Source organism: Klebsiella sp. LTGPAF-6F (genome assembly GCF_001753185.1).
Lineage (GTDB): Bacteria > Pseudomonadota > Gammaproteobacteria > Enterobacterales > Enterobacteriaceae > Klebsiella > Klebsiella michiganensis.
In genome coordinates, this window is record NZ_CP017450.1 from 164,741 (window position 1) to 188,597 (window position 23,857).

Consider the following 23,857-nt stretch of genomic DNA (forward strand, 5'->3'; position numbering starts at 1 on the left):
ATGGCCGAGTCTCAACCCCTGTCCGCCGCCCCCGAGGGGGCGGAATACCTCAGAGCGGTACTGCGCGCGCCGGTATACGAAGCCGCGCAGATCACGCCGCTGCAAAAAATGGAAAAGCTCTCGTCGCGCCTCGATAACGTTGTGCTGGTGAAGCGTGAAGACCGTCAGCCGGTGCACAGCTTTAAGCTGCGCGGAGCCTACGCGATGATGGCGGGCCTGACGGAAGAGCAAAAATCGCATGGCGTGATTACCGCTTCGGCGGGTAATCATGCGCAGGGCGTGGCTTTCTCGGCATCTCGCCTGGGCGTGAAGGCGCTCATCGTCATGCCAACCGCCACCGCGGATATCAAAGTTGATGCGGTGCGCGGCTTCGGCGGTGAAGTGCTGCTGCACGGCGCGAATTTCGATGAAGCCAAAGCCAAAGCCATCGAGCTGGCGCAGCAGCAGGGGTTCACCTGGGTTCCGCCCTTCGACCATCCGATGGTGATTGCCGGGCAGGGGACGCTGGCGCTGGAGCTGCTGCAGCAGGATGCCCATATCGATCGCGTATTTGTCCCGGTCGGCGGCGGCGGTCTCGCGGCCGGCGTAGCGGTGCTGATCAAACAGCTGATGCCGCAGATTAAAGTCATTGCGGTTGAGGCCGAGGATTCTGCCTGTCTGAAAGCCGCGCTGGATGCGGGTCATCCGGTCGATTTACCCCGCGTTGGGCTTTTTGCAGAAGGCGTGGCGGTGAAACGCATCGGCGATGAGACTTTCCGTCTCTGCCAGGAGTATCTCGACGACATCGTTACCGTCGATAGCGATGCCATCTGCGCGGCGATGAAAGACCTGTTTGAAGATGTGCGTGCGGTAGCAGAACCTTCCGGGGCGCTGGCGCTGGCGGGGATGAAAAAATATATCGCTCAGCATAATATTCGCGGCGAACGCCTGGCGCACGTACTTTCGGGCGCGAACGTCAACTTCCACGGCCTGCGCTACGTTTCCGAACGCTGCGAGCTGGGGGAACAGCGCGAAGCGCTGCTGGCGGTCACCATTCCGGAAGAGAAGGGCAGCTTCCTCAAGTTCTGCCAGCTGCTGGGCGGCCGTTCGGTGACCGAGTTCAACTACCGCTTCGCGGATGCGAAAAATGCCTGCATTTTTGTCGGCGTGCGCCTGAGCCGGGGGCTGGAAGAGCGGAAAGAGATCCTCAACCTGCTGCACGACGGTGGCTACAGCGTAGTGGATCTCTCCGACGATGAAATGGCCAAGCTACACGTGCGCTACATGGTCGGCGGGCGTCCGTCTCAGCCGCTGCAGGAGCGTTTGTTCAGCTTCGAGTTTCCGGAATCGCCCGGCGCGCTGCTGAAGTTCCTGCATACGCTGGGCACCCACTGGAACATCTCTCTGTTCCACTATCGCAGTCACGGTACCGATTACGGCCGCGTGCTGGCGGCATTCGAACTGGGCGATCACGAGCCTGACTTCGAAACCCGCTTGCATGAGCTGGGCTACGATTGCCATGATGAGAGCAATAATCCAGCGTTCAGGTTCTTCCTCGCCGGTTAAGAAGCGCTGTGCTTGTCAGGCCTGTGGTCGGGCTGCAGGCCTGAGCAGGCCCGGCATTAGTGGCCAGGCAGCAAATTCCAGAACGCATTAATCAGCGGCTCATGCAGCCGCTTTTTTGGCGCGCAGACGCCCAGCTCAAACGGGGTTTTCTCGTCGCTACGCTCCAGAATCATCACGCGATTGCGCACTGGCTCAGGGCTGTTTTCCAGCACCACCTCCGGCAGCAGCGCGACGCCGCAGCCGAGCGCCACCATGGAGACCATGGCTTCATGCCCGCCCACCGTGGCGTAAATTGACGGATTACTGATTTTATGGCGGCGAAACCATAGCTCAATGCGGCGACGCACGGGCCCCTGGTCGGCCATAATAAAGGGTACCGTTGCCCAGTCAGGCTTCTCCACTGAGACCTGGTTACGAACCGGACAAGGCAGCGCCGGGGCGATCAGCACCACCGCCAGATTCTCCAGCATGGAAAAAGCCACCGCGCCGGGCAGCGTTTCCGGTTTTCCGGCAATCGCCAGATCGGCCTCACCCGTCACCACTTTTTCCATCGCATCAGCGGCATCGCCGGTGGTGAGCTTTATTTCCACCGAGGGATGCTCGGCGCGGAAACGATCGAGAATCGGCGGCAGATGACTGTAGGCGGCGGTCACCGAACAGAAGATATGCAGTTCGCCCGACAGCGACGGACCTTGCTGATCGATAGTGTGGCGCAGCTGCTGATACTGCAACAGCGTCTGCTGGGCAAAGGTGCGGAGCTCTTCTCCCGCTTCGGTAAGCGTTACCGTGCGGTTATCGCGGACAAACAGCGGCTGCCCGAGGTCTTCTTCCAGGCGCTGAATTTGTCGGGAAAGCGTGGAGGGGCTGACGTGCATCGCCCGCGCGCTGCGGCCAAAATGGCGGCTTTCAGCCAGATGCAGGAAGGTTTTCAGATCGCGTAAATCCACCGGCGGCACTCCACGATTTTACATTGCAGAAATTGCAACGTGACGTTGTGAATATATCAATTTCCGCAATAAATTTCCTGTTGTAATGTGGGTACATTCTCGCTGAAACGCGAACCGAACAAAATAAGACACACAACATCACGAGGTATCACCATGGCTAACTACTTTAATACACTGAACCTGCGCCAGCAGCTGGCGCAGCTGGGCAAATGTCGCTTTATGGGTCGCGACGAATTCGCCGATGGCGCAAGCTACCTTCAGGGTAAAAAAGTGGTCATCGTCGGCTGTGGCGCTCAGGGCCTGAACCAGGGTCTGAACATGCGCGACTCCGGTCTGGATATCTCCTACGCGCTGCGTAAAGAAGCGATTGCCGAAAAGCGCGCATCATGGCGCAAAGCAACCGAAAACGGCTTCAAGGTGGGTACCTACGAAGAGCTGATCCCGCAGGCCGATCTGGTGGTTAACCTGACGCCGGACAAACAGCACTCTGACGTTGTACGTTCCGTTCAGCCGCTGATGAAAGACGGCGCGGCGCTGGGCTACTCTCACGGCTTCAACATCGTGGAAGTTGGCGAGCAGATCCGTAAAGATATCACCGTCGTGATGGTGGCGCCGAAGTGCCCGGGTACCGAAGTACGTGAAGAGTACAAACGCGGTTTCGGCGTTCCGACCCTGATCGCGGTTCACCCGGAAAACGATCCGAAAGGCGAAGGTATGGCCATCGCTAAAGCCTGGGCTGCGGCGACCGGCGGTCACCGTGCGGGCGTGCTGGAATCGTCCTTCGTTGCCGAAGTGAAATCCGACCTGATGGGCGAGCAGACCATCCTCTGCGGTATGCTGCAGGCCGGTTCTCTGCTGTGCTTCGATAAGCTGGTGGAAGAGGGTACCGACCCGGCATACGCCGAAAAACTGATTCAGTTCGGCTGGGAAACCATCACCGAAGCGCTGAAGCAGGGCGGTATCACTCTGATGATGGATCGCCTGTCTAACCCGGCTAAGCTGCGTGCTTACGCGCTGTCCGAACAGCTGAAAGAAATTATGGCGCCGCTGTTCCAGAAGCATATGGATGACATCATCTCCGGTGAATTCTCCTCCGGCATGATGGCTGACTGGGCCAACGACGATAAAAAACTGCTGACCTGGCGTGAAGAGACCGGCAAAACCGCGTTCGAAACCGCACCGCAGTTTGAAGGTAAAATTGGCGAGCAGGAGTACTTCGATAAAGGCGTTCTGATGATCGCAATGGTGAAAGCGGGCGTTGAGCTGGCGTTTGAAACCATGGTGGATTCCGGCATCATCGAAGAGTCCGCTTACTACGAATCACTGCACGAGCTGCCGCTGATCGCCAACACCATCGCTCGTAAGCGTCTGTACGAAATGAACGTGGTTATCTCCGATACCGCTGAATACGGTAACTACCTGTTCTCTTACGCTTGCGTACCGCTGCTGAAAGAGTTCATGACCACCCTGCAGACCGGCGACCTGGGCAAAGCGATTGCCGAAGGCGCGGTAGACAACGCTCAGCTGCGCGACGTGAACGAAGCTATTCGCAGCCACGCTATCGAGCAGGTTGGTAAGAAACTGCGCGGCTATATGACCGACATGAAACGCATTGCGGTAGCGGGCTAATTCCCCGTCGTCTTTCAACTTGCAGATGCGTTGGCTGCGTTCGTACACCCCAGTCACATAGTTATCTATGCTCCTGGGGCTGTACTCACTTGCCGCCTTCCTGCAAGCTGAAATCCTTAGGGGAAAGCTGTGAGATAAAAAACCGGTGCAAATAAGACACCGGTTTTTTTATTTGCGGTACAGCACCTTGATGATGTGATAACCAAACTGGGTGTGCAGCGGGCCGGTTGGCTCCAGCTCCGGGCAGGAGAAGACGACTTTATCAAACGCCGGCACCATCTGACCCTGGCGGAATTCACCTAAATCGCCGCCGCGTTTGCCTGACGGGCAGATCGAGTGCTTCTTCGCCAGTTTGCCGAAATCGGCGCCGTTTTTAATTTGCTCCAGAAGATCCAGTGCCAGCTGCTCTTCTTTAACCAGAATATGCAGTGCTGCTGCCGTTTTTGCCATGATCGTACCTTGAGTGAGTGGGGGACAAACCAGGGCGCAATAGTAGCATGGGCTAGCGGCGATACAGCACCTTAATGATGTGGTAGCCGAACTTGGTTTTGACCGGTCCATATGGCTTTAGCAGCGGGCAGCTGAAGACCGCTTTATCGAACGGCCCGACCATAACGCCTTGATTAAACTCCCCGAGATCGCCGCCGTTGCGTCCGGATGGGCACTTTGAATAGCGCTTTGCCAGATGAACGAAGCTCACGCCACGTTCCAGTTTGGCGAGGATCTCTTGCGCCAGCTTCTCTTCTTTTACCAGGATATGCAGGGCTGCTGCGCTCTTTGCCATTATTTTGCTCTCATGTCTCAAAGATATCCCGTTACTTTACCATCCGCTTTGGTCGTGGACCTATACTCTTCGCCATCGCGGGACAGGTGTCTCGCCTGATAGACGGAAGCGGGAGATGGGCAACACTTTTCTTCGGCATTTTCCTTCTGGCCGGGGACAGCCGTCCTGTCCTTATCGTCGTGGAGCGAGATAACATGGATACAATGAAAAAACCTGAATTTTCAGTCGGCTGGCTTTCCGGGCTGAGCGAGATTGTGCGCGATCCGCTGCTCTATGAATTACTGAAATATTGTCCTCTGGAGATCATGCGGCGCTGGCGCTTCGAAGACATTCCGCGCGGTGATTTTATCTGCCGACAGGGGGAAGTGTGCCAGCGTTTTTCGCTGATTATCGCCGGTGAGGTAGACGTTTTCTATGAGGCTGAAGACGGGCGCCGCTACCGCCAGGCCCGCTACCGTAAAGGCGACATGGTGGGCGAACTCGAGATCTTTGAGTCGCGTCATTACATCTGCTCGGTGGTGGCGGTGGACCATGTGCAGCTCCTGAGCCTGTCGCAGGAACATTTCTGCCGCTGGCTGGCGCTGGATAACCACTTTAACCAGCGGATGCTGCGCTTCTTTAGCCAGCAATATTATCAGCTATCGAAAAAGGCCAGCAGCGACAATCTCTACTCGCTGCATCAGCGGGTGTGTCAGGCGCTATGGCTGCGTTATCAACAGGATGGCGCGAATGAAATCTTGCTGGATAAGCAGAATCTCAGTCAGGAGTTCGCGGCGACGACCCGCAGCATTAACCGTATTTTGCATGACCTGAAAGCGCTACAGATTATTGATACCGATGGTGAACGCATTGTGTTGTTAGCTCCTGAAAAACTGAAGCAGGAGGCTGATATCGGATAACCGCAAGAGAAGGAGGCGGGAGAATGTCGCTGCAACCCCATATCCAGTTAAGCAAAGAGATGACCGGCGCGCGGTACGCGCTGCTGCCGGGCGACCCGCAGCGGGTCGACCGCATCGTCAATTTTCTTGATAATCCACAGCGGCTCGGTCAGAACCGGGAGTTTCGCGCCGCGCGCGGCTGGTATCAGGGCATCGAGATTTTGGTGCTCTCCACCGGTATCGGCGGACCCTCCACGGCGATCGCCATTGAAGAACTGCGCCAGATTGGCGTAACAACCCTGATTCGTATCGGCAGCTGCGGCGCATTGCAGGATAATCTTGCGCTCGGCGATGTGATTATCGCTCACGCTGCGGTGATGGATGATGGTACCAGCCGAACCTATGCGCCGGCGGGCTATCCGGCCTGCGCCGACCCGCTGCTGACCTGGGAACTGGTGGCGCAGGCGCGGCAAATGAACATCCCCGCCGCGTGCGGGCTGGTGCGCAGCCACGACAGTTTCTATACCGATCGTGAGGCGGAACTGGATGCGCAGTGGTCGGCGCGAGGCGTTCTGGGTGCTGATATGGAGAGCGCCGCTCTGATGACTATCGGCGCGCTGCGCGGCCTACGTACGGCATCATTACTCAACGTGGTTGTTGCCCACAACGGTTGCCTGGATAGCAGCATCAATGATTATGTCCAGCAGGAGGCGCTGTGCCAGCAGGGCGAAGAACGGCAAATTACCCTGGCGCTGCGCGCCATTTATTCCGCTAGCCAGCAAGGAGGTCTGTGATGGACTTTTTTAGCATTAACAATGTGATGGTCAACATTCCTCTCGGCGAAGGCGGCTATGCGCTATCGTGGATTGAGGCTATCGGTACCGTATTCGGCCTGCTGTGCATCTGGTGCGCCAGCCGGGAAAAAATCATCAACTATCTGTTTGGCCTGATTAACGTCACGCTGTTTGCGGCGATCTTTTTCCAGATCCAGCTCTATGCCAGCCTGCTGCTGCAGGTCTTTTTCTTCGCTGCTAATATTTACGGCTGGTACGCGTGGAGCCGGCAAAACGAGGCGCAGGAGGCCGCGCTCAAGGTACGCTGGCTTTCCCGTCAGCAAACGCTGGCGCTGGGCGGCGTCTGCGCGGTGGCGATTGTGCTGATGACGCTGTTTATCGATCCGGTGTTCGCGACGCTCACTCGTATCATGATTGCTCTGCTGCAAACGTTCGGTATGCAGGTCGCGATGCCCGACCTCCAGCCCGACGCCTTCCCGTTCTGGGATTCCACCATGCTGGTGTTGTCGATTGCCGCCATGGTGCTGATGACGCGTAAATTCGTCGAAAACTGGCTGCTGTGGGTGGTTATCGACGTGATTAGCGTAGTTATCTACGCGGTACAGGGCGTTTACGCCATGTCGCTTGAGTATGTCCTGCTGACGGCGATCGCGGTAATGGGCTCATACAGCTGGATCAAGAGCGCACAGCGTAACGGCTATACGCCGCTTGCCGAGGCCGCATCCTGATTAACCGATTTCCAGGCTGCCTGAATGGGCAGCCTGTTGCTCTCTGTGCCCCTCTTTCTGCTACAATCCCCACCCCGTTCGAAGATTGAGCAAAAGACTCCCATGCGTTTAAATCCTGGCCAACAACAAGCCGTCGAATTCGTTACCGGACCGTGCCTGGTGCTGGCGGGTGCCGGTTCCGGTAAGACCCGCGTGATTACCAATAAAATCGCCCACCTGATCCGCGGCTGCGGCTATCAGGCGCGTCATATCGCGGCGGTCACCTTTACCAACAAGGCGGCGCGGGAAATGAAAGAGCGCGTCGGGCAAACGCTGGGACGCAAAGAGGCGCGCGGCCTGATGATTTCCACCTTCCACACGCTGGGGCTGGATATCATCAAACGCGAATACGCCGCGTTAGGGATGAAATCAAACTTCTCGCTGTTCGACGATACCGACCAGGTGGCGCTGTTAAAAGAGCTCACCGAAGGGCTGATCGAAGACGATAAAGTGGTGCTTCAGCAGCTGATCTCGACGATCTCCAACTGGAAAAACGATCTGCAAACCCCTGCCCAGGCCGCCGCTCGGGCGAAAGGGGAGCGGGATCGGATCTTTGCTCACTGCTACGGGCTGTACGACGCGCACATGAAAGCCTGCAACGTACTCGACTTTGACGATCTGATCCTGCTGCCAACGCTGCTGCTGCAGCGTAACGAAGAGGTGCGGGAGCGCTGGCAGAATAAGATTCGCTATCTGCTGGTGGATGAATACCAGGACACCAACACCAGCCAGTACGAGCTGGTGAAACTGCTGGTGGGGCAGCGGGCGCGCTTTACCGTGGTCGGCGATGACGATCAGTCGATCTACTCCTGGCGCGGCGCGCGGCCGCAGAACCTGGTCCTGCTAAGCCAGGATTTCCCGGCGCTGCAGGTGATCAAGCTGGAGCAAAACTACCGTTCTTCCGGGCGCATCCTGAAGGCGGCTAACATTCTGATTGCCAATAACCCACACGTTTTCGAGAAGCGTCTGTTTTCCGAACTGGGCTATGGCGTAGAGCTGAAGGTGCTCTCTGCTAATAACGAAGACCATGAGGCGGAGCGCGTTGCCGGTGAACTGATCGCGCATCACTTTATTAATAAAACCGCCTATAAGGACTACGCGATTCTGTATCGCGGCAACCATCAGTCGCGGGTTTTTGAAAAGATGCTGATGCAGAACCGCATCCCGTACAAAATTTCCGGCGGCACGTCGTTCTTTTCCCGCCCGGAAATTAAAGACCTGCTGGCCTATCTGCGCGTGCTGACTAATCCCGATGATGACAGCGCTTTCATGCGCATCGTTAATACGCCAAAGCGTGAAATCGGTTCGGCGACGTTGAAAAAGCTGGGTGAATGGGCGATGGGGCGCAATAAAAGCATGTTTACCGCCAGCTTCGATATGGGCCTGACCCAGACCCTGAACGGGCGCGGCTATGAGTCTTTGACCCGCTTTACCCACTGGCTGCGGGAGATCCAGCAGCTTTCAGAGCGTGAACCGATTGCCGCCGTCCGCGATCTGATCCGCGGCGTGGATTATGAATCCTGGCTCTATGAGACCTCGCCCAGCCCGAAAGCCGCCGAAATGCGGATGAAAAACGTCAATACGCTGTTCACGTGGATGACTGAAATGCTCGAAGGCAGCGAGATCGATGAACCGATGACGCTCACTCAGGTCGTTACCCGCTTTACCCTGCGCGATATGATGGAGCGCGGCGAGTCGGATGAGGAGACGGATCAGGTGCAGCTGATGACGCTTCACGCGTCAAAGGGGCTGGAATTCCCATATGTCTACCTGGTTGGTATGGAAGAGGGGCTGCTGCCGCACCAGAGCAGCATTGATGAAGACAACGTCGATGAAGAGCGCCGTCTTGCCTACGTAGGTATCACCCGCGCGCAGAAAGAACTGACTTTTACCCTGTGCAAAGAGCGCCGTCAGTACGGCGAGCTGGTGCGACCGGAGCCGAGCCGTTTTCTGCTGGAACTGCCGCAGGACGACCTGATTTGGGAACAGGAGCGCAAAGTGATTTCGCCGGAAGAGCGCATGCATAAAGGCCAGGCGAACGTCGCCAACATCCGGGCGATGCTGGCGAAAGCGCGTAAATAGCGGCTAGCGGCTGTTTTGCTGTTGAATCTGGAACTGACGTAGCGCTTTGCGACCGGGTGCGCCGTCTGAACCGGGTTGACTGACGACAATGGCCGCCACTTCATTGCCCAGCCGCGTTGCCTGCTGCAAATCCATTCCACAGGCCAGCCCGGCGATCGTACCGGCACAGTGGCTGTCTCCTGCGGCAATCGTGTCGTGGACCTTCACGCGGCAGGCCGGAATATGCTGCGGTGCTGCGTCAGGTTCAACCACCCATGCGCCATCCTTATCAAACCGACAGATCGCCCGAATATGCCAGTCGCTGGCGAGCCGTGAGGCGGCATCAAGGGTTGCGCTATCCAAATCGTATAAACGCGCGCACAGCACGCTGAGTTCATCGCGATTCAGGGTGAGCAGGGGGCGTTTGCGCAGCAGCGCCTGGATAAAGTGAATATCCAGGCCGCACAGACGCGGGCCAAAATCGACGAACAGCGTTTTATCTTCCGTCTGGGCAAGGATCCACTGGCGCAGCGCTTCGCTGGCCAGTTCGTAGCCCGAGACGTAAATAATCGCCTCCTTCGGCAGCGGTATTTGCGCTAATAGTTCATCAGTCCAGTGCTGTTCGCAGCCCTCAATGGTGATAAACGTCCGCTCTTTGCTGGCTTCGACAAGAGCCAGACACCAGCCGTTATCGTGGGTGGGATGGCGCAAGAGGACGGGCAAGTTTTCCAGCGCCATTTTTTGCGCAACGGCCTGCCCCCAATCGCCATTGCCTACCGGTATGGCGTTAATGGGAAACAGTTCGAGGCGCGAGAGCGCGCGGGCGACGTTGAACGCGCAGCCGCCAATCTGCCGTCCGCCGTCACGGGCGGAGACATCGCTACCGCTTTGCGGCAGCGCATCGAGATGGAGAATAATGTCGCCAAAAGCGGCGCCGATAACCACGATTGGCCGCTGAGGCGATAGCAGGTCAGCGCTGATTGTCACGGCAGGCCCCCTTTCTCGTTCCGAAGGCGAGATACAGCGCCAGGCTCAGAATAAAAGAGACGAATAACCCGAGGCTGGAGTCCGCGAAAATACCGACCGCGAAAGGTCCGTCGATAAAACCGGTTTTAGAGACCATCAATCCTGCCAGCGCACCGACAATCCAGCAGCCCAGCGCGGTACGGTTTGCGCCGCTCTCCCTGAATAAATCAGCTTCAGGATATCCGGCACGGCGGCGCAGCCGATAAAAATCGACCATAAAGATGGCGGCCCAGGCGGCCAGAAATACGCCGCAGAAAATCAAAAACGCGATGAACGGCCCGAGAAAATCTTTCGAGACAAACAGCACGTAGAGGGCAATCCCCAGCACCAGCACGGCGTCGAGGGCCACGGCGGAACGCTGCTGTAGCTTAATCCCCATGCTTAACAGGTTAAGGCTGGCGGAATAGAGGCTCAACACGGCGATGGTCACGACCCCGGCGGTAGCCGCGGCCAGATAGGGGATTGCCATCCACGAAGGCAGCAGTTTACCGATCGCTGAAATGGGGTTCTCGCTGGAGGCCAGATCGGGGATCTGCGCGGTAAGCAGTATTCCGGTGAGCATCAGCAACAGCAGGGGGAGGGCGGCGCCGCTGACCACGGCGAGAAAAATAGGCTTTTCCCCGGAGTCAGGGCGCTGATCGCGGCTATAGTCGGCGCCGGCGATAGCCCAGCTGATGCCGGTGCCCGCGGCAATAATAGACACGGCCGGCAGAAAGCCGGTCAGCCAGCTGCCTGAAGGCAGCGCAAGGATGGCCTGCCAGTCCGCGGTGAAGAGTAAATAGATCACCACCAGCAGCGTCATGGCGCCAAAGATCCGGGTGATCCATTTTTGCATCATCAGCACGGCGTTTTGCCCGAGCACGCTGACCAGTACGGTCAGCCCGCCAAACAAGAAAAGCGACAGCGCGGTGGTGGTCAGACTCTCTTCAAAACCCATGGCGGCAAACAGCGCGACGAGGGTGAGCGTGCCGGTAATGATATTGACCGCTTCCCAGCCCATCAAATTCACCCAACAGAAGCTGGTGGGGGCGATATTACCGCGTTTGCCAAAAATGACGCGGGAGAGGGTTAGCGTCGTCGTACGACCAATTTTCCCGGCGATGCTGGTGATGCCGACCAGCGCAAAGGAGGCGACGCCCGCCACGGCGGCAAGAATCGCCTGCCAGAATGAGAGGCCGAACGACACAATCACCGCGCCGTAAACGACGCCAAGAATGCCAATATTCGCGGCGCACCAGACGAAAAACAGCTGGACCGGTTTCTGGGTCTGGTGGACCGGGGGGACCAGACCGATCCCTAATTCTGCCATTCCGGGATCTGCCGCCTGGATATTTCCATCGTATGAAGCTTTGCTGTCCATAGTGATACCCTCTGTGAATTATGCGAAGCGGTAGCCTGCAAGCCGCTGTGCGTAAGGCGCGAAGTCGATGCTGTTGGCCTGCTTAATCCGTTGTATATGTTCTTCAGGAAAAGCCTCTATGCCATGAAGCGCGCCGCAGATGGCGGTGGCCATCGCGCCAATGGTGTCGGTGTCGCCGCCTAAATTGGCTGCCAGCATAGCGCATTTCATAGGCTGCGTTTTTGCCAGCTCAACCAGAGCAATCGCTGCGGGGACGGACTCGATAATATCCATACCGGCGCCGATGTCCTCATAAATCCGTTCAATACCCGTCAGATGGTCAGTCTCCCCGCCGATCGTTTCCAGCGCCAGGTGGATACGGTTTCCCAGTAGTGGACTAAAAGTGGACTCATAATGGCGCTGCGTCTCATTGGCGAGCGACGCCAGCTCCGTTTTGATTAACGGCCATTCGGCCCCTTCAATGGCGCGGCCGATCGCCCAGGCAATGACCACCGCGCCGGCGATAGCGATGTCTGATTTATGCGTCGGCAGGCAGGATAGCCGCACTTGCTCAATGAAAAACGTTCTGTCCCCGGTGGGCAGTAGACAGCCCATCGGCGCCACGCGCATTGCCGCGCCGTTGGTTACGCCGTTGGCCGCGATCTCCTCCAGCGGCTGCCCCTGCTCAAGCGCGATCAGGGAAGCCTTCGAGGTCGGGCCAAGAATATTTTTTTCAAAGGCCTGACAGCGTCTGGCCCACAGCAGAATATGCCTGGCGATGACCAGTGGATCGGTCACGCCGTTGGTTTCATTCAGGGCATCCATGAGTGCGATGCACTGATGGGTATCATCGGTGAACTCAGCGGCGCGAAATTCGCAGGCCGCAATATTCTCTTTCGGTCCGGGGAGGAAGCGCTCAATCCAGCCAAAATGGTTAATAATTCGGCGCTTAGGCCACAGTTCGGAAGGCATACCCATCGCATCACCGATGGCTTGCCCATAAAGGCAGCCGAGGATGCGGTTTTCGGTGGTATAGGTAGGGTGAATAGCAGACATCATCGGCTCCCTGGAAGAAATGAATAAAAGTTATACTAAAAGTAGATCCAGATTAAGTCCAGTTAAAGTCCTTTGTGGCCATGCTGTGATCGAAGACGCATTCTGAAAGAAAAGTGAGAAGCTAAAAAAGGGTGGGGAGACGTTATGAGGGGGCTATTGATTCCAGTATGGATCCACTATGATAAATCCACTGCCACTGAATTCCGGAAGACTACGACATTATGCCGCAATCGCTGCTTGAGTATATAAAAGGGCGTCTGAATGCAGAGGCTCCCGCGCCGCTTTATATTCAACTTAAACAAGCTATTGAAGCGGCAATGACCGAGCGGTTGCTGACGCACGGCAGCATCCTGCCTTCCGAACGCAAAATGTCGCAGACGCTTGAGCTATCGCGCGTGACGGTCGTGAAGGCGCTTGATGCGCTGCTGGAGGCCGGGCTGGTTATTAAACGCCACGGAAAAGGGACTGAGGTGAATCTGCCGGTAAGCTATAACCTTGCCAGCGGCGGATTTTCTGCCCAGCTACAAAATTCAGGCACGGTGTCCAACCGATGGCTGGTGAGGGAAAAGCTGGCGGCGGATGATTTTCTGGCCCGTGAGCTGGAGATCGCGGTCGGCGATCGGGTGGCGAAAATCAAACGCGTCCGTCTGGTCGATGCCCTCCCGGTGTCTATCGAAACCATGTTTATCCCCGAGCGTTTCTTACCCCGCCCGGATCTACTTGAAGGTTCGCTGTACGCGCACTGGGCGGAAAATGATATTTATCCCGATCTTCAGGATTACTCACTGACGGTGCATATTCCTTCGGCGGAAGAGCTGAATTTGCTCGACCTGCCGCAAGGCGTGCCATTGATGAAAATTACGCTGAAAAGCCGCAATGCTCAGGGAGAGGTGCTTGAGTACGGAACCGCATTCTGCCTGAGCAATTACTTTAATTTTGATTTCAGAGTGAAGCTGCAATAAGCGCTTTGGCATGGCCGGTGTATAAAACCCGCCATCGCTTTATGCGAGAGCGGATCGTAGCCGACTACTGCTCGTTAAGCCGCAGCGGCCAGTGAACGTAGCTCTGCCACTGGCACTCCTGTTCGACCATTTCCCGGCCCAGCGGATGATTCTCCAGCCAGCCCTGCGGCAGCGTTAACGTCAAATTTTCATCTTCGGCAGCCAGCGTAAGCATCGGCAGCAGATCGTCGCGTCGGCGGCTGGCAAACAGAATCGCCAGACGCAGCAGACGGCACATATGCTCCGCGACTCTCGGAGGCACCGCGTTTTGTTGATGAATGGATGAAAGGTCGACGGCGTTGGTTTGGTTTAACAGCAGCGTCGCCAGCAGCTTCTTTTGTGCGGGGGTAAAGCCGGGCAGGTCAAGATTGCGCACCAGCCAGGCGGCGTGCAGGGGGGCCTGCTTGTACTCCACGCTCAGACCAATTTCATGCAGCTGGCAGGCACTTTGCAGCAAATCGAAGCATAGTGGCTCAATTTCCCAGCTGTTTTCCACCTGATGAACGAAATGGGCGGCCAGTTGGGCAACGCGCTGTGCCTGTTCGGTATCAACCAGAAACCGGCGCTGAATATTGCGTAAGGTACGACTGCGAATATCCTGATCGATTGACAGGTGCAGCATGCCGTAGACCAGACCTTCACGCAGCGCGCCGCCGGCGAGCGTCATACACTGAATATTCAGCTCGCTGAAGATGGCCATAAGAATCGCCAGCCCGCTGGGAAAGACGAGCGCCCGTTCAAGCGTCAGGCCTTCGATCTCCAGCTCTTCCAGACGACCGCACTGAATCGCGCGCTGTTTGAGCTGCTGTAGCTTGGCTAAGGTGATGCGTTCATCCATCCCCTGCGCCATCATGATTTCCTGTAACGCCTGAACCGTACCGGATGCCCCGACGCACACTTTCCAGCCGTGATAGCGCAGCACATCGGCGACGGGACGCAAAACTTCACGCGCGGCGGTTTCGGCCTGGTCAAAGTTCTCTTTGGTCAGGCTGCGATCGGCAAAGTAGCGTTCCAGCCAGGTCACGCAGCCCATGGACAGGCTGAAAAGCGAGGTGGTTTGCGCGCCGGTACCGGTAACCAGTTCGGTGCTGGCGCCGCCAATATCCACGACCAGACGCTGATCTGCGCCGCCTGTTGTATGCGCAACGCCCTGATAAATCAGGCGCGCTTCCTCTTCACCGCTGATAACCTGAACCGCGCAGCCGAGGATTTCCCGCGCTTTCTCCAGAAACTCACCGGCGTTAACCGCCAGGCGCAGCGTCGCTGTGGCGACCACGCGGATTTGCGTCGGGGGGATATCCTGCAAACGCTCGGCAAACAGGCGTAAACATTGCCAGCCGCGCTCCATGGCTTCCGCCGAGAGCGTATTGTCGCCGCTGAGGCCAGCGGCCAGACGGACCTTGCGTTTGATACGACTCAGGGTCTGGATGCTTCCGGCAACCTCGCGTACAACCAACATATGAAAGCTATTGGAGCCAAGATCGATAGCGGCATAGAGCGAGGTGGAGCTCATACACTTCATCCTTCAAGTTGCCTCTGTGTTGGCTGCGTTCTCTTACCCGAATCACTTACCAGCGTCAGCTCGCCGCGATTCGCTTTCCTGCGGCCTTGATGCAACTTGAATGATTTTGTGTATGGCATAGTGCTTTAACCTGAACGACGACGATTACGTGGCGGACCGTTACGACGCGGGCCGTTGCCCGGGCGCGGGCGCGTAAGACGTAGCGGTCTGGGCAGTTCAGTCATCAGCGCGTCCGAATTGTATTTGCTGACCGGAATTGAATGGCCGATATAGGTTTCAATTGCCGGCAGATTCAGCGCGTACTCTTCACAGGCCAGGCTGATGGAGTGACCGCTGGCGCCAGCGCGGCCGGTACGGCCAATACGGTGAACGTAGTCTTCGCAATCGTCCGGCAGGTCGTAGTTAAAGACGTGCGTAACGGCCGGAATATGCAGACCGCGGGCGGCAACGTCGGTTGCGACCAGAATGTCGATATCGCCGCGGGTAAATTCATCGAGAATGCGCAGGCGTTTTTTCTGCGCAACGTCGCCGGTTAACAGACCAACGCGATGGCCGTCCGCCGCCAGGTGACCCCAGATATCTTCACAACGATGTTTGGTGTTGGCGAAAATAATCGCGCGATCCGGCCACTCTTCTTCCAGCAGCGTCTGCAGCAGGCGCATTTTTTCTTCGTTGGAAGGATAGAACAGCTCTTCTTTAATACGGTGGCCCGTTTTCTGCTCAGGCTCAACTTCGACGTACTCGGCGTTGTTCATTTGTTCGAACGCCAGTTCACGGACGCGATAAGAAAGGGTAGCAGAGAACAGCATGTTCAGGCGCTGATTCGCTGGCGGCATACGGCGGAACAGCCAACGGATATCTTTAATAAAGCCGAGATCGTACATGCGATCGGCTTCGTCAAGCACGACAACCTGAATGGCGCCGAGGTTAATATGGTTCTGTTTGGCGTAGTCGATAAGGCGACCGGTGGTACCGATCAGAATATCCACGCCGCTTTCCAGCACTTTCAGCTGCTTATCGTAGCCGTCGCCGCCGTAAGCCAGGCCGAGTTTCAGACCGGTAGCCTGCGCCAGCGGTTCGGCGTCAGCGTGGATCTGAACCGCCAGTTCACGCGTCGGCGCCATGATCAGCGCGCGCGGCTGGTTGACCTGGCGGTCAGCGATCGCCGGGTGAGTGAGAAGATAATGAAACGTTGACGTCAGAAACGCCATCGTTTTACCGGTACCGGTTTGCGCCTGCCCGGCGACATCGCGACCTTCCAGCGTAAGCGGGAGGGCGAGTGCCTGAATGGGTGTACAATTATGAAACCCTTTCTTTTCAAGGGCTTCAATCACTGCCGGGTGCAGGGCGAAGTCGGAAAACTTCTGTTCTGTTAAATGTGTTTTGCTCATAGTGTGGTAGAATATCAGCTAACTATTGCATTAAGAAAGCGTATCCGGTGAAATAACGTCAACCTTTCGTTGGCTATGTATGAAATTATTCAAGGTGCGTCTGCGGCAACTGAACGAATCTTCGAAAGCTTAGACTACTAAGCGAGGCGAGGGTGACAAATCTGCGATAAGCCGGTTTGAACGCTGGTTGCTTTATCTTTTGCGGGGCAAAGTTCATGATGGGCATTGTGATGCAGAGAGATAAAAGAGGCATTCTGAAGAACAGCGTGCATAACGTAGCATCGACACGTCGTTGATGGCCGCGACACCAACACACCAGGCTTATTCCTGTGGAGTTAAATATGAGCGATAAAATTATTCACCTGACTGACGACAGTTTTGACACGGACGTACTCAAGGCTGACGGGCTAACCCTCGTCGATTTCTGGGCAGAGTGGTGTGGTCCGTGCAAAATGATCGCCCCGATTCTGGATGAGATCGCTGAAGAGTATCAGGGCAAACTGACCATTGCGAAACTGAACATCGATCAGAACCCGGGTACTGCGCCGAAATACGGCATTCGCGGCATCCCGACCCTGCTGCTGTTCAAAAATGGCGAAGTGGCAGCGACCAAAGTTGGCGCGCTGTCCAAAGGCCAGCTGAAAGAGTTCCTCGACGCCAACCTGGCGTAAGCGGCTTGTTCTCCCGGCGTCCAGCGTCCAATTTTTTGCGGATCTCTGGACGCCCGGCGAGAGTCGTGCTAAGTTAATCTCAGACTTCGTTTTAAACATACCTTTGTTTGAATCTTGTTTTACCCAAAGCGTCCCGCAAAAATGCGCGTGAGGCTTATAATCCGGGCTTATCACTCATTCCGTTTAGTCGTTTCAGTTCTGCGTTCTTTCCTGTGACCAGGCAACGTACAGACACGAGATGAAGGCCGTTAACAGGCATGGATATTCCTGCCATACCATTCACAACATTAAGTTCGAGAATTACCCCGAGTTTAAGAACCCACACCATTATGAATCTTACCGAATTAAAGAATACGCCGGTTTCTGAGCTGATTACTCTCGGCGAAAATATGGGGCTGGAAAACCTGGCCCGTATGCGTAAGCAGGATATTATTTTTGCCATCCTCAAGCAGCATTCGAAGAGTGGCGAGGATATCTTTGGCGATGGCGTACTGGAGATACTGCAGGATGGATTTGGTTTCCTCCGTTCAGCAGACAGCTCCTACCTCGCCGGTCCCGACGACATCTACGTATCCCCCAGCCAAATCCGCCGCTTCAACCTCCGCACTGGTGACACCATTTCCGGTAAGATTCGTCCTCCTAAAGAGGGTGAGCGTTACTTTGCGTTGTTGAAAGTTAACGAAGTTAACTACGATAAGCCGGAAAACGCGCGTAACAAGATTCTGTTCGAGAACTTAACCCCTCTGCACGCAAATTCACGTCTGCGTATGGAGCGTGGTAACGGCTCAACGGAAGACTTAACCGCTCGCGTCCTGGATCTGGCATCGCCGATCGGCCGCGGTCAGCGTGGTCTGATTGTTGCGCCGCCGAAGGCCGGTAAAACCATGCTGCTGCAGAACATCGCACAGAGCATTGCGTACAACCATCCTGATTGCGTTCTGATGGTACTGCTGATCGACGAACGTCCGGAAGAAGTGACCGAGATGCAGCGTCTGGTTAAAGGCGAAGTTGTCGCTTCTACCTTTGACGAGCCGGCATCTCGCCACGTTCAGGTTGCCGAGATGGTTATCGAGAAAGCGAAGCGTCTGGTTGAGCATAAGAAAGACGTTATCATTCTGCTCGACTCCATTACCCGTCTGGCGCGTGCCTACAACACCGTCGTCCCGGCTTCCGGTAAAGTGTTGACCGGTGGTGTGGACGCCAACGCCCTGCATCGTCCGAAGCGTTTCTTCGGTGCCGCGCGTAACGTGGAAGAGGGCGGCAGCCTGACGATTATCGCTACGGCGCTGATCGATACCGGTTCTAAAATGGACGAAGTTATCTACGAAGAGTTTAAAGGCACCGGTAACATGGAGCTTCACCTCTCTCGTAAGATCGCAGAAAAACGCGTCTTCCCGGCTATCGACTACAACCGTTCCGGTACCCGTAAAGAAGAGCTGCTCACCACTCAGGAAGAGCTGCAGAAGATGTGGATCCTGCGTAAAATCATTCACCCGATGGGTGAGATTGACGCGATGGAATTCCTCATCAATAAACTGGCGATGACCAAAACTAACGATGACTTCTTCGATATGATGAAGCGCTCGTAAACTAAAAACGCCAGAGAACGCCACGCTATTGCGTGGCGTTTTGTTTTCCGGGTTTGTATGATCCAGGAAGGGAAAACAAAATGGGTCTTAACGTATGATATGCGCAGGATGATGGCAGGCAGAGACGGCTTTAACAGTCTAAAATTTCTACAATAAATTTGTAATGTTCTGCTTTGCCCCTTCTGGAGTTGAGGCATCATCGTTATACTTCCCGGATTAACTATGCTGAGAGCACATGCGTTGTGAATTTACTCACTGCTATTACTGAATTAATCAGTATTTTCTTATTCACCACCCTGTTTATATTTATCGCTCGCAAGGCGGCAAAAAGAGTTGGGCTGGTGGATAAACCTAACTATCGCAAACGGCATCAGGGTTTGATTCCGTTAGTCGGTGGTATTTCAGTTTTCGCAGGTATTTGTTTTACGTTTGCTATCGCCGATTATTACATTCCCCACGCTCGGTTATACCTGGGATGTGCCGGGGTGCTCGTGCTGGTCGGTGCGCTGGACGACCGCTTTGATATCAGCGTAAAAATTCGCGCGGTAATTCAAGCCGCTATCGCCGTCATTATGATGATGGTGGGTAATCTTCATCTTAGTAGCCTCGGTTTTATATTCGGCTCATGGGAGCTGGTGCTCGGCCCCTTTGGCTTCTTCCTCACGCTGTTCGCCGTCTGGGCGGCGATCAACGCCTTCAATATGGTTGATGGTATCGATGGGCTGCTTGGCGGTCTGTCGTCAGTCTCTTTTGCGGCAACGGGCATTATCCTGTGGTTTGATGGCCAGTACAGCCTGGCGATGTGGTGTTTTGCGATGATCGCCGCCATTTTGCCCTATATTTTACTTAACCTCGGTGCGCTTGGCCGTCGCTATAAGGTCTTTATGGGTGATGCCGGCAGCACCATGATTGGCTTCACTATCATCTGGATCCTGCTGGAGACCACGCAGGGAAAAACGCATCCTATCAGCCCGGTCACGGCGCTGTGGATTATCGCTATTCCGTTGATGGATATGGTGGCGATTATGTACCGTCGCCTGCGCAAAGGGATGAGTCCATTCTCCCCGGACCGTCAGCATATTCATCATTTAATCATGCGCGCCGGGTTTACTTCCCGTCAGGCGTTTGTGCTGATCACCCTGGCCGCCGCGCTGCTGGCCCTGGTTGGCGTGGTGGCGGAATACACCCGCATTGTTCCTGAATGGGTGATGTTAATACTCTTTTTGTTAGCCTTTTTTCTTTATGGCTACTGCATTAAACGCGCCTGGAAAGTGGCGCGCATGGTTAAGCGCATTAGACGCAGAATACGGCGACACAGCGGCAATAATCCAAATTAACCAAGTCAATCTGGGGACGTGATGACTCAACCATTACCGGGAGCACAAACAGTGAACGTTGAGAACGAGCTGGATATTCGCGGGCTGTTTCGCGCCTTATGGGCCGGAAAAAGCTGGATAGCAGGTATCGCAGTGCTCTTTGCACTGATTGTTCTGGTTTATACCTTTTTTGCTCGTCAGGAGTGGAGCGCGACGGCGATTACCGACCGACCGACGGTGAACATGCTGGGGGGATACTATTCACAACAGCAGTTCTTACGCAATCTCGATATCAAGGCCAATCTCGTCTCTGTCGATCAGCCTTCGGTCATGGACGAAGCATATAAAGAGTTCATCATGCAGCAGGCGTCGTGGGATACCCGCCGCGACTTCTGGTTGCAAACGGACTACTACAAGCAGCGCCAGTCGGGTAACGCTCGCGCCGATGCCGCGCTGTTGGATGACCTGATTAACGATATCCAGTTCATGCCCGGCGATGCGCTAAAAAGCATCAACGATAGCGTGAAGCTGACGGCAGAAACCGCGCCTGATGCCAACAATCTGCTGCGCCAGTATGTGGCTTTCGCCAGCCAGCGTGCGGCAGGGCATCTGAATGATGAGCTCAAAGGCGCCTGGGCCGCGCGTACCGTACAGATGAAAGCGCAGGTGAAGCGCCAGGAAGAGGTGGCGCGAGAGATTTTCAATCGCCGCATGCACAGCGTGGAACAGGCGCTGAAAGTCGCGCAGCAGCACAACATCTCCCGCAGCGAAACCGATATTCCACCAGACCAGCTGCCGGATTCCGAGCTGTTTTTACTGGGGCGGCCAATGCTGCAGGCCCGGCTGGAAAATCTGCAGGCGGTGGGGCCGCAGTACGATCTTGATTATGACCAAAGCCGCGCCATGTTAACGACGTTGAACGTGGGGCCGACCCTGGACCCGCGTTTTCAGACTTACAGGTATTTGCGAACGCCTGAAGAACCGGTAAAACGCGATAGCCCGCGCCGCGTGTTTCTGATGGTGATGTGGGGGATTGTGGGCGCGCTCATCGGCGCAGGCGTTGCGTTATCGCGTCGCCGTGTCCAGTGAATGCGGCCTGTGGTGAAGGACATGTCGCCTTCATCGCCTAATCGAAGAGAATCGATGTGAAAGTACTAACGGTATTTGGCACGAGACCAGAAGCTATCAAGATGGCGCCTCTGGTTCATGCGCTGGCAAAGGATCCTCATTTTGAGGCGAAAGTTTGCGTGACCGCGCAGCATCGGGAGATGCTCGATCAGGTGTTGAAACTTTTTTCTATTGTTCCGGAATACGACCTCAATATTATGCAGCCGGGTCAGGGATTGACGGAGATTACCTGTCGCATCCTTGAAGGTTTAAAGCCGGTGCTGGAGTCGTTTAAACCAGACGTGGTGCTGGTGCATGGCGATACCACCACGACGATGGCGGCAAGCCTGGCCGCTTTCTATCAGCGGATCCCGGTAGGACACGTGGAAGCCGGGCTGCGCACGGGCGATCTGAGCTCGCCGTGGCCGGAAGAGGGGAACCGTACGTTGACCGGGCATCTGGCGACGTACCACTTTGCGCCGACGGAAACCTCAAGGCAGAACCTGCTGCGGGAAAACATCGCCGACAATCGGATCACGGTAACCGGAAATACGGTTATTGACGCGCTATTCTGGGTGCGCGACCGGGTTTTGAGCGATGAAGCCCTGCACAACGAGCTGACTCAGCGTTATCCCTTCCTCGCCAACGGCAAGAAGATGATTCTGGTCACCGGACACCGTCGGGAAAGCTTTGGCCGCGGTTTCGAGCAAATCTGCCATGCGCTGGCGGAGATCGCCGCGAACAATCCGGACGTACAGATCGTCTATCCGGTGCATTTGAATCCGAACGTCAGCGAACCGGTGAAGCGCATTCTCGGCCACGTTGAGAACGTCATACTTATTGAGCCGCAGGATTATTTGCCGTTTGTCTGGCTGATGAACCGCGCGTGGTTGATCCTGACCGATTCCGGCGGTATCCAGGAAGAGGCGCCCTCGCTCGGGAAACCGGTGCTGGTGATGCGTGAAATGACCGAGCGCCCGGAGGCGGTCAGCGCGGGCACCGTGTGCCTGGTGGGTACCGATAGCCAGCGCATCGTCAATGAGGTCACGCGCCTGCTGCAAGATGAGTCCGCGTATCAGGCCATGAGCCGGGCGCATAACCCGTATGGCGATGGACATGCGTGTCATCGTATTTTGTCTGCACTTAAAAATAATCAGGTAACGCTATGAATTTTTCTACCATTTCAGTGATTGGCCTTGGATATATTGGCCTGCCAACCGCTGCCGCGTTCGCCTCCCGGCAAAAGCGGGTGGTCGGCGTTGATATCAATCAACACGCCGTGGAGACCATTAACCGTGGTGAAATTCATATCGTGGAGCCGGATCTGGCGAGCGTCGTCAAAACGGCGGTCGAGCAGGGCTACCTGAGCGCCACTACCGCTCCGGTAGAAGCCGACGCTTACCTGATTGCGGTGCCGACGCCGTTTAAAGACCTGCATGAACCCGATATGGTTTTCGTCGAGTCGGCGGCGAAATCTATCGCACCGACGCTGAAGAAAGGGTCGCTGGTTATCCTTGAGTCCACCTCGCCGGTGGGTTCAACCGAGCAGATGGCGGGCTGGCTGGCGGAAATGCGCCCCGATCTGAGCTTCCCGCAGCAGGTTGGCGAAGCGGCGGACGTCAATATCGCCTACTGTCCGGAGCGCGTGTTGCCGGGGCAGGTGATGGTTGAGCTGATTAAAAACGATCGCGTGATTGGCGGCATGTCGCCGGTTTGCTCAGCCCGCGCCAGCGAGCTGTATAAAATTTTCCTCGAAGGCGAATGCGTGGTGACCAACTCGCGCACCGCCGAAATGTGCAAGCTGACTGAAAACAGCTTCCGCGACGTTAATATCGCTTTTGCCAATGAACTTTCGCTAATTTGCGCCGATCAGGGGATCAACGTCTGGGAACTGATTCGTCTGGCGAATCGTCATCCGCGCGTCAATATCCTCCAGCCGGGGCCGGGCGTTGGCGGCCACTGCATCGCGGTCGACCCGTGGTTTATCGTGGCGCAAAACCCGCAGCAGGCGCGGCTTATCCGGACCGCGCGTGAAGTCAACGACCACAAACCAGAATGGGTGATCGATCAGGTCAAAGCGCGGGTCGCCGACTGCCTCGCCGCCAGCAACAAACGCGCCAGCGAGCTAAAAATCGCCTGTTTTGGCCTGGCGTTTAAGCCGAATATTGATGACCTGCGCGAAAGCCCGGCCATGGCCATTGCCGCGCAGATCGCCCGCTGGCACGGCGGCGAAACCCTGGTCGTTGAGCCAAATATTCATCAGCTGCCGAAAAAGCTCGACGGACTGTGCGCTCTGGCGTCGCTGGACGAGGCGCTGGCGAGCGCCGATGTGCTGGTGATGCTGGTCGATCATAAAGAATTTAAAGCGGTCGGCGGGGATAGCGTTAGCCAGCAGTTTATCGTCGATACCAAAGGGGTGTGGCGGTGAGAGGGC

General features: G+C 56.1%; 21 protein-coding genes. 13 read left to right on the top strand and 8 right to left on the bottom strand.

Translation table 11 applies throughout. From position 1 onward, the window contains the following. The gene (ilvA, locus tag BJF97_RS00770; protein ID WP_014227448.1) at nt 1-1,545 is read left to right on the top strand and encodes a threonine ammonia-lyase, biosynthetic; all 1,545 of its coding nucleotides are present in this window, start codon (nt 1-3) and stop codon (nt 1,543-1,545) included. Between the two features lie 56 nt (nt 1,546-1,601). On the opposite strand, the gene ilvY is transcribed toward ilvA, so the two are convergent. Further along, a complete protein-coding gene (gene ilvY, locus BJF97_RS00775; protein WP_004097479.1) occupies nt 1,602-2,492 on the bottom strand; it encodes an HTH-type transcriptional activator IlvY in 891 nt (296 codons plus the stop codon). 153 nt (nt 2,493-2,645) lie between these two features. Here ilvY and ilvC point away from each other — a divergent pair, with 153 nt between their 5' ends. Then, a complete protein-coding gene (gene ilvC / locus BJF97_RS00780; protein ID WP_003018001.1) occupies nt 2,646-4,121 on the top strand; it encodes a ketol-acid reductoisomerase in 1,476 nt (491 codons plus the stop codon). A gap of 168 nt (nt 4,122-4,289) precedes the next feature. Here ilvC and ppiC (BJF97_RS00785) read toward each other — a convergent pair whose 3' ends face one another. Then, a complete protein-coding gene (gene ppiC / locus BJF97_RS00785; protein ID WP_004127351.1) occupies nt 4,290-4,571 on the bottom strand; it encodes a peptidylprolyl isomerase PpiC in 282 nt (93 codons plus the stop codon). A gap of 52 nt (nt 4,572-4,623) precedes the next feature. Continuing rightward, the gene (ppiC, locus tag BJF97_RS00790; protein ID WP_032693770.1) at nt 4,624-4,905 is read right to left on the bottom strand and encodes a peptidylprolyl isomerase PpiC; all 282 of its coding nucleotides are present in this window, start codon (nt 4,903-4,905) and stop codon (nt 4,624-4,626) included. 194 nt (nt 4,906-5,099) lie between these two features. On the opposite strand from ppiC (BJF97_RS00790), the gene BJF97_RS00795 reads away from it, so the two are divergent. From BJF97_RS00795 to rep, 4 genes are all read left to right on the top strand, one after another. Next, nucleotides 5,100-5,804 carry a Crp/Fnr family transcriptional regulator gene (locus BJF97_RS00795; protein WP_004097483.1) on the top strand — a complete coding sequence of 235 codons (705 nt, stop codon included), beginning with the start codon at nt 5,100-5,102 and terminating at the stop codon, nt 5,802-5,804. Nucleotides 5,805-5,827: 23 nt separating this feature from the next. After that, nucleotides 5,828-6,577, top strand: a complete 750-nt coding sequence (locus BJF97_RS00800) for a nucleoside phosphorylase (protein ID WP_014227449.1) — start codon at nt 5,828-5,830, stop codon at nt 6,575-6,577. Then, complete coding sequence (gene pnuC / locus BJF97_RS00805; protein WP_032693769.1) at nt 6,577-7,305, top strand: nicotinamide riboside transporter PnuC; 729 nt, start codon at nt 6,577-6,579, stop codon at nt 7,303-7,305. The genes BJF97_RS00800 and pnuC overlap by 1 nt, the downstream gene beginning before the upstream one ends. Nucleotides 7,306-7,407: 102 nt before the next feature. Next, on the top strand, nt 7,408-9,426 hold the full coding sequence (rep, locus tag BJF97_RS00810; protein ID WP_032693768.1) for a DNA helicase Rep: 2,019 nt from the start codon (nt 7,408-7,410) through the stop codon (nt 9,424-9,426). Nucleotides 9,427-9,429: 3 nt separating this feature from the next. Here the strand turns inward: rep and BJF97_RS00815 are convergent, their stop codons facing one another. From BJF97_RS00815 to BJF97_RS00825, 3 genes are read right to left on the bottom strand one after another with little or no spacing between them, the layout of a single operon-like run. Next, entirely contained in the window at nt 9,430-10,392 is a 963-nt protein-coding gene (locus tag BJF97_RS00815; RefSeq protein WP_032693767.1) for a PfkB family carbohydrate kinase, read from the bottom strand. Next, nucleotides 10,376-11,791 carry a purine-cytosine permease family protein gene (locus tag BJF97_RS00820; RefSeq protein WP_014837065.1) on the bottom strand — a complete coding sequence of 472 codons (1,416 nt, stop codon included), beginning with the start codon at nt 11,789-11,791 and terminating at the stop codon, nt 10,376-10,378. Before BJF97_RS00820 ends, BJF97_RS00815 begins: the two co-directional genes overlap by 17 nt. 18 nt (nt 11,792-11,809) lie before the next feature. After that, nucleotides 11,810-12,826 carry an ADP-ribosylglycohydrolase family protein gene (locus BJF97_RS00825; RefSeq protein WP_032693766.1) on the bottom strand — a complete coding sequence of 339 codons (1,017 nt, stop codon included), beginning with the start codon at nt 12,824-12,826 and terminating at the stop codon, nt 11,810-11,812. A gap of 221 nt (nt 12,827-13,047) precedes the next feature. Here BJF97_RS00825 and BJF97_RS00830 point away from each other — a divergent pair, with 221 nt between their 5' ends. Continuing rightward, on the top strand, nt 13,048-13,788 hold the full coding sequence (locus BJF97_RS00830) for a GntR family transcriptional regulator (RefSeq protein ID WP_004097500.1): 741 nt from the start codon (nt 13,048-13,050) through the stop codon (nt 13,786-13,788). Between the two features lie 64 nt (nt 13,789-13,852). Here BJF97_RS00830 and gppA read toward each other — a convergent pair whose 3' ends face one another. Continuing rightward, nucleotides 13,853-15,349: a guanosine-5'-triphosphate,3'-diphosphate diphosphatase gene (gppA, locus tag BJF97_RS00835; RefSeq protein WP_160743202.1), complete on the bottom strand. Its 1,497-nt coding sequence runs from the start codon at nt 15,347-15,349 to the stop codon at nt 13,853-13,855. A gap of 125 nt (nt 15,350-15,474) precedes the next feature. Beyond that, complete coding sequence (rhlB, locus tag BJF97_RS00840) at nt 15,475-16,740, bottom strand: ATP-dependent RNA helicase RhlB (RefSeq protein WP_004127388.1); 1,266 nt, start codon at nt 16,738-16,740, stop codon at nt 15,475-15,477. Between the two features lie 341 nt (nt 16,741-17,081). On the opposite strand from rhlB, the gene trxA reads away from it, so the two are divergent. From trxA to wecC, 6 genes are all read left to right on the top strand, one after another. Further along, entirely contained in the window at nt 17,082-17,411 is a 330-nt protein-coding gene (gene trxA / locus BJF97_RS00845) for a thioredoxin TrxA (protein ID WP_004097507.1), read from the top strand. A 329-nt stretch (nt 17,412-17,740) separates the two neighbouring features. After that, entirely contained in the window at nt 17,741-19,000 is a 1,260-nt protein-coding gene (rho, locus tag BJF97_RS00850) for a transcription termination factor Rho (protein WP_002883293.1), read from the top strand. Between the two features lie 242 nt (nt 19,001-19,242). Next, a complete protein-coding gene (wecA, locus tag BJF97_RS00855; RefSeq protein WP_004097511.1) occupies nt 19,243-20,337 on the top strand; it encodes a UDP-N-acetylglucosamine--undecaprenyl-phosphate N-acetylglucosaminephosphotransferase in 1,095 nt (364 codons plus the stop codon). A 21-nt stretch (nt 20,338-20,358) separates the two neighbouring features. After that, nucleotides 20,359-21,405 carry an ECA polysaccharide chain length modulation protein gene (wzzE, locus tag BJF97_RS00860; protein WP_014227454.1) on the top strand — a complete coding sequence of 349 codons (1,047 nt, stop codon included), beginning with the start codon at nt 20,359-20,361 and terminating at the stop codon, nt 21,403-21,405. 56 nt (nt 21,406-21,461) lie between these two features. Then, nucleotides 21,462-22,592, top strand: coding sequence for a non-hydrolyzing UDP-N-acetylglucosamine 2-epimerase (gene wecB, locus BJF97_RS00865; protein ID WP_004097518.1), 1,131 nt, complete (start codon nt 21,462-21,464; stop codon nt 22,590-22,592). Then, nucleotides 22,589-23,851: a UDP-N-acetyl-D-mannosamine dehydrogenase gene (gene wecC, locus BJF97_RS00870; protein WP_014227455.1), complete on the top strand. Its 1,263-nt coding sequence runs from the start codon at nt 22,589-22,591 to the stop codon at nt 23,849-23,851. The genes wecB and wecC overlap by 4 nt, the downstream gene beginning before the upstream one ends. The last annotated feature ends 6 nt before the right edge of the window (nt 23,852-23,857 follow it).